Below are 6654 nucleotides of genomic sequence, written 5' to 3' on the forward strand. Positions count from 1 at the left end.
TGAGGCGTTCGGGTGCATGTTTTATCAAAGCGCATTGCCTCACGAGAAACGCAGATAGAGCATTTTGGGCAGCTCAAAGAATAAAGGGAGGTTGGCCCCTTGATAGACGTTAATAAATTTGAAAGTATGCAAATCTCTTTGGCTTCTCCTGATAAGATCCGTAGCTGGTCTTACGGGGAAGTTAAAAAACCAGAAACAATCAACTACAGAACACTGAAACCTGAAAAAGAAGGTTTGTTCTGTGAGCGAATTTTTGGACCGCAAAAGGACTGGAAATGTTCATGTGGTAAATACAATGGTATCCGTTACAAAGGGATCGTTTGCGATCGCTGTGGCGTTGAAGTAACCCGCGCTAAGGTCCGTCGTGAAAGAATGGGCCATATCGAATTGGCTGCTCCTGTAACCCATGTATGGTACTTCAAAGGGATTCCTAGCCGTATGGGACTTGTATTGGATATGAGCCCGCGCGCATTGGAAGAAATCATTTACTTCGCTTCCTACGTTGTCATCGAACCAGGTGACACTGTGTTGGAGTCGAAACAGTTGCTGACGGAAAGAGAATACCGTGACAAACGGGCGCAATTCGGAAACAGTTTCCATGCGGCCATGGGTGCGGAAGCCATCAAGCAATTGCTTGATCGCGTCGATGTCGATACTGAATGTGAACAATTAAAAGAAGACTTGAAATCCGCGACTGGACAAAAACGTACGCGTGCAATCCGTCGTTTGGACATCTTGGATGCTTTCCGTTCTTCAGGAAACAAACCTAGCTGGATGATCATGGATGTAATCCCGGTTATCCCTCCAGATTTGCGTCCGATGGTTCAATTGGAAGGCGGCCGTTTCGCAACAAGTGACTTGAACGACCTTTACCGTCGTGTCATCAACCGTAACAACCGTCTGAAACGCTTGTTGGACTTGAACGCACCGAACATCATCGTTCAGAATGAAAAACGTATGCTGCAGGAAGCTGTCGATGCTTTGATCGATAACGGTCGTCGTGGCCGTCCTGTAACAGGACCGGGTAACCGTCCATTGAAATCACTTTCGCACATGTTGAAAGGGAAACAAGGACGTTTCCGTCAAAACTTGCTGGGTAAACGTGTTGACTACTCCGGACGTTCCGTAATCGTAGTTGGACCTTTCTTGAAAATGTATCAATGCGGATTGCCGAAAGAAATGGCGATCGAGTTGTTCAAACCTTTCTTGATGAAAGAATTGGTTGCCCGTGATATCGCAAGCAACATCAAAAATGCAAAACGCAAAATCGACCGTATGGACGATGATGTATGGGATGTATTGGAAGATGTCATCAGAGAACATCCAGTATTGCTTAACCGCGCACCGACGCTTCACCGTTTAGGTATCCAAGCATTTGAACCGGTACTTGTCGAAGGTAAAGCGATCCGTCTGCACCCGTTGGTATGTGAAGCCTACAACGCCGATTTCGATGGTGACCAAATGGCCGTCCACGTACCGCTGGGCGAAGAAGCACAAGCAGAAGCGCGTCTATTGATGCTGGCTGCACAGAACATCTTGAATCCAAAAGATGGTAAACCAGTCGTAACACCATCCCAGGATATGGTCTTGGGTAACTATTACCTGACTCTGGAAGAAATAAATAAAGTCGGCGAAGGAATGATCTTCTCCAATGCCGAAGAAGCTGGCCTGGCTTATGAAGGTGGCTTTGTCCATCTGCATACAAGAGTAGCGATCAGCACGAATTCGTTGCCTAAGAAACCATGGACAGAATGGCAAAGAGGCCGTCTGTTGGTAACGACAGTCGGTAAGATCTTCTTCAACGAAATCATGCCTGATGAATTCCCGTACCTGAATGAACCGACCCAGTTCAACTTGGATGTTGCGACTCCGGATAAATATTTTGCCGAACCAGGCGAAGATATTCCGGCGTTCATCAAAAAACAAGAAATTGTCGGACCGTTCAAGAAGAAATACCTTGGGAACATCATTGCTGCCGTATTCAAGAAGTTCCAAGTAACGGAAACTTCGAAGATGCTGGACAAAATGAAGGACCTGGGTTACAAAATCTCGACTCGTGCAGGTATCACTGTAGGGATCGCCGATATCTTGGTATTGGAATCCAAAGCAGAGATTCTCGAAAGAGCCCACAAAAAAGTCGATAACATCATGAAACAATTCCGTCGTGGTCTGATCACTGATGACGAAAGATACACCAGCGTCATCATGACCTGGAACATGGCTAAAGACGAAATCCAAGTCGAACTGATGAAGACATTGGGACAAGAAAACCCGATCTTCATGATGAGTGATTCCGGAGCCCGTGGTAACATCTCCAACTTTACCCAGTTGGCGGGTATGCGTGGACTGATGGCCGCTCCAAACGGTAAGATCATGGAATTGCCGATCACTTCGAACTTCCGTGAAGGACTAAGCGTTTTGGAAATGTTTATCTCTACCCATGGAGCTCGTAAAGGGATGACCGATACAGCCTTGAAGACAGCCGATTCAGGTTACCTGACTCGTCGTCTGGTTGACGTGGCGCAAGATGTCATCATCCGTGAAGACGATTGCGGAACCGATCGTGGTCTGATAGTCCGTTCCATCCGAGAAGGCAATGAAGTCATTGAGGACTTGGAAGAGCGTCTGATTGGCCGTTATGCTCAAAAAACAGTTGTCCATCCAGAGAACGGCAACGTTCTTGCTGTACATAACCAATTGATCACAGAAGATATGGCGAAAGAAATCATTGATGCCGGTATCGAAGAAGTGACAATCCGTTCCGTGTTCACGTGCCACACTAGACACGGCGTCTGCAAACGTTGCTACGGCCGCAACTTGGCTACTGGTTCAAATGTTGAGGTCGGTGAAGCAGTCGGTACGATCGCTGCCCAATCCATCGGTGAACCAGGTACTCAATTGACCATGCGTACATTCCATACGGGTGGGGTTGCCGGAGACGATATCACACAAGGTTTGCCGCGTATCCAAGAAATCTTTGAAGCGCGTAATCCGAAAGGGCAAGCAATCATCACAGAAGTTACAGGGGAAGTTGTCTCCATCGATGAAAGTGCGTCCGACCGTTCCAAAGAAGTAACAGTCAAAGGTATCACGGATACAAGAACGTATACCATCCCTTACACTGCACGTACGAAAGTAGCTGAAGGCGACATCGTTCACCGTGGTGATCCATTGACTGAAGGATCCATCGAACCTAAGAGCTTGCTGCGCGTCCGCGATGTACTGTCTGTTGAGACTTACTTGCTGCGCGAAGTTCAGAAAGTATACCGTATGCAAGGGGTAGAAATCGGCGACAAGCATATCGAAGTTATGGTCCGTCAAATGTTGCGTAAAGTCCGCGTTATGGATCCGGGTTCAACAGATATCTTGCCAGGTACGCTGATGGATATCTCAGATTTCGAAGACCGTAACCGTTCTGTCATCAACGCTGGGGAAGTTCCAGCAACAGCCCGTCCAGTCTTGTTGGGTATCACAAAAGCGTCCTTGGAAACAAACAGCTTCTTGTCTGCTGCTTCCTTCCAAGAAACGACTCGTGTCCTGACGGATGCTGCGATCCGCGGCAAGAAAGATTCCTTATTGGGTCTTAAAGAGAATGTTATCATCGGTAAGATCATCCCTGCTGGTACAGGTATGGCCCGCTACCGTAAGATGGAGCCGAAAGCCGTCGAAGCCGAAAGTGAGAGCGTCTATAGCATCACTAATACAGCCGAAACAGGTTCCGACCTATCTGATTACAGAGGATAAAACAAAAAACGTCCCGGAAAAGCGATTTGCTTTTCCGGGACGTTTTTTTTGTGTCCGGAAACTAACGAATCAGCAGCATCTGTGCGAAGTGCACCACGACAGCAGAAGCAGCAAGGAAGGGCCCGAACGGCAGTCTGCGCTGCAAGGAGCTGCCTTTCGCCATGTGAGTGTGCAGAAAATAGGAACCCGCGGAGAAACTGGCCAACAGGATGATGAACAAGGTGGGCTCCAACCCGAAAGTGAGGCTCAAGATCGAAAGCAGTTTAACATCGCCGCCCCCGATCCCGTCAGGAAGAGCGAGACTTGTGAAAAATAACAAGGAAAAAATCACAAAGAAACTGATGAAGGCTGCCGGCCAATCCGAAACCGGCAGCACGGCTTGGCGAAACACGACACCGAAAAGCAATAAGAGCTGGAAGCGGTCGGGAATCAACAGGTAGAGATAGTCGGCAATCGCTATGACCAGCAGCAACGAGAACACAAAAGCGAGAGCAACCAACTGCAGCACGTCTGTTGCGTAGAAATAATAGAGCAGACAGGCCACGAAACCGGAAATGATTTCCGAAGTGAAGTACAGAGCATCTATTCTTGTGGCGCAGTACGCACACTTCCCGTGGTGGGACACGTAAGAAAAAATCGGAAAAAGATCTTTGGTCTGCAGCGTATGCTGACAATGGACGCAGTGGGAACGCGTGGTTGTGAAGTTTTCTTTGATGGGGATGCGCGTTCCCAGGACGGTGAAGAAAGATCCGAAAATGGCTCCGAAATAAAAGATGGATACGTAAGCAACGATGGTCACAACAATTCCTCCTTGACGAATAAACTGACTATAATATCCGCAACTAGTGTGATGAATCTTTTTGTGCGCGGGTTTGGAAAAAATTGGAAGATCGTTTTGAGAAATGTTCTATTTATTGTTGACAGGGCGTCCGCCAGATGGTAGACTGTTTAAGTTGTCAAATTAATCTTTTGTCCCGATAAAAAATAGTTGTTGACAGATGATTCTGGATTTGATAATATATAAGAGTTGCTACTGCAGTTCAAAAACGTTCAAAATATCTTCAAAAAATATTTTAAAAAGACGTTGACAATGAACTAGTCAAGTGGTATTATAAATAAGCAATCACGTAACACGTGATACACGATTGACCTTTGAAAACTGAATAAAGAATGAACGAACCAAATGTGCAAGGAGCTTAGACTTCGGTCGAAGCAAACGAAGACGATACTTAGTATCGCAAACATAAAGTCAGCAAAACAACAAGAGCAATCAGCTTAACGTGTAGGATTTCTGTACAAGAGTCCACATTTACATGAGAGTTTGATCCTGGCTCAGGACGAACGCTGGCGGCGTGCCTAATACATGCAAGTCGAACGGTCTTTTCTATGGAAGCTTGCTTCCACTGAGAAGATAGTGGCGGACGGGTGAGTAACACGTGGGTAACCTGCCCATAAGAGGGGGATAACATCCGGAAACGGGTGCTAATACCGCATAGTTTTTCTGATCGCATGATCGGGAAAGGAAAGACGGCCTTTGTGCTGTCGCTTATGGATGGACCCGCGGCGTATTAGTTAGTTGGTGAGGTAATGGCTCACCAAGACGATGATACGTAGCCGACCTGAGAGGGTGATCGGCCACATTGGGACTGAGACACGGCCCAAACTCCTACGGGAGGCAGCAGTAGGGAATCTTCCGCAATGGACGAAAGTCTGACGGAGCAACGCCGCGTGAGTGAAGAAGGTTTTCGGATCGTAAAACTCTGTTGTCAGAGAAGAACAAGTCGGAGAGTAACTGCTCCGGCCTTGACGGTATCTGACCAGAAAGCCACGGCTAACTACGTGCCAGCAGCCGCGGTAATACGTAGGTGGCAAGCGTTGTCCGGATTTATTGGGCGTAAAGCGAGCGCAGGCGGTTCCTTAAGTCTGATGTGAAAGCCCACGGCTCAACCGTGGAAGGTCATTGGAAACTGGGGAACTTGAGTGCAGAAGAGGAGAGTGGAATTCCATGTGTAGCGGTGAAATGCGTAGATATATGGAGGAACACCAGTGGCGAAGGCGACTCTCTGGTCTGTAACTGACGCTGAGGCTCGAAAGCGTGGGGAGCAAACAGGATTAGATACCCTGGTAGTCCACGCCGTAAACGATGAGTGCTAAGTGTTGGAGGGTTTCCACCCTTCAGTGCTGCAGCTAACGCATTAAGCACTCCGCCTGGGGAGTACGGCCGCAAGGCTGAAACTCAAAGGAATTGACGGGGACCCGCACAAGCGGTGGAGCATGTGGTTTAATTCGAAGCAACGCGAAGAACCTTACCAGGTCTTGACATCCTTTGACAATCCTAGAGATAGGACTTTCCCTTCGGGGACAAAGTGACAGGTGGTGCATGGTTGTCGTCAGCTCGTGTCGTGAGATGTTGGGTTAAGTCCCGCAACGAGCGCAACCCCTATTGTTAGTTGCCAGCATTCAGTTGGGCACTCTAATGAGACTGCCGGTGACAAACCGGAGGAAGGTGGGGATGACGTCAAATCATCATGCCCCTTATGACCTGGGCTACACACGTGCTACAATGGATGGTACAACGAGCAGCAAGACCGCGAGGTCAAGCGAATCTCTTAAAGCCATTCTCAGTTCGGATTGCAGGCTGCAACTCGCCTGCATGAAGCCGGAATCGCTAGTAATCGCGGATCAGCACGCCGCGGTGAATACGTTCCCGGGTCTTGTACACACCGCCCGTCACACCACGAGAGTTTGTAACACCCGAAGTCGGTGAGGTAACCTTTTTGGAGCCAGCCGCCTAAGGTGGGACAGATGATTGGGGTGAAGTCGTAACAAGGTAGCCGTATCGGAAGGTGCGGCTGGATCACCTCCTTTCTAAGGAATATAATGGAATCCTTGCTTGGTTCAATCATTCTT

The 6654-nt window shown here is 48.2% G+C and carries 2 protein-coding genes and 1 rRNA gene; 2 read left to right on the forward strand and 1 reads right to left on the reverse strand.

Annotated features, from left to right (window positions below):
* The first annotated feature begins 99 nt into the window (after nt 1-99).
* The gene (gene rpoC, locus C7R73_RS10430; RefSeq protein ID WP_106450458.1) at nt 100-3744 is read left to right on the forward strand and encodes a DNA-directed RNA polymerase subunit beta'; all 3645 of its coding nucleotides are present in this window, start codon (nt 100-102) and stop codon (nt 3742-3744) included.
* 61 nt (nt 3745-3805) lie between these two features.
* Here rpoC and C7R73_RS10435 read toward each other — a convergent pair whose 3' ends face one another.
* Nucleotides 3806-4543 carry a prepilin peptidase gene (locus tag C7R73_RS10435; protein ID WP_106450459.1) on the reverse strand — a complete coding sequence of 246 codons (738 nt, stop codon included), beginning with the start codon at nt 4541-4543 and terminating at the stop codon, nt 3806-3808.
* Between the two features lie 510 nt (nt 4544-5053).
* On the opposite strand from C7R73_RS10435, the gene C7R73_RS10440 reads away from it, so the two are divergent.
* Nucleotides 5054-6612: ribosomal RNA gene (locus C7R73_RS10440) — 16S ribosomal RNA — on the forward strand.
* Nucleotides 6613-6654: the final 42 nt, after the last annotated feature.

It is taken from the genome of Trichococcus alkaliphilus, from assembly GCF_003008695.1.
Classification (GTDB): domain Bacteria; phylum Bacillota; class Bacilli; order Lactobacillales; family Aerococcaceae; genus Trichococcus; species Trichococcus alkaliphilus.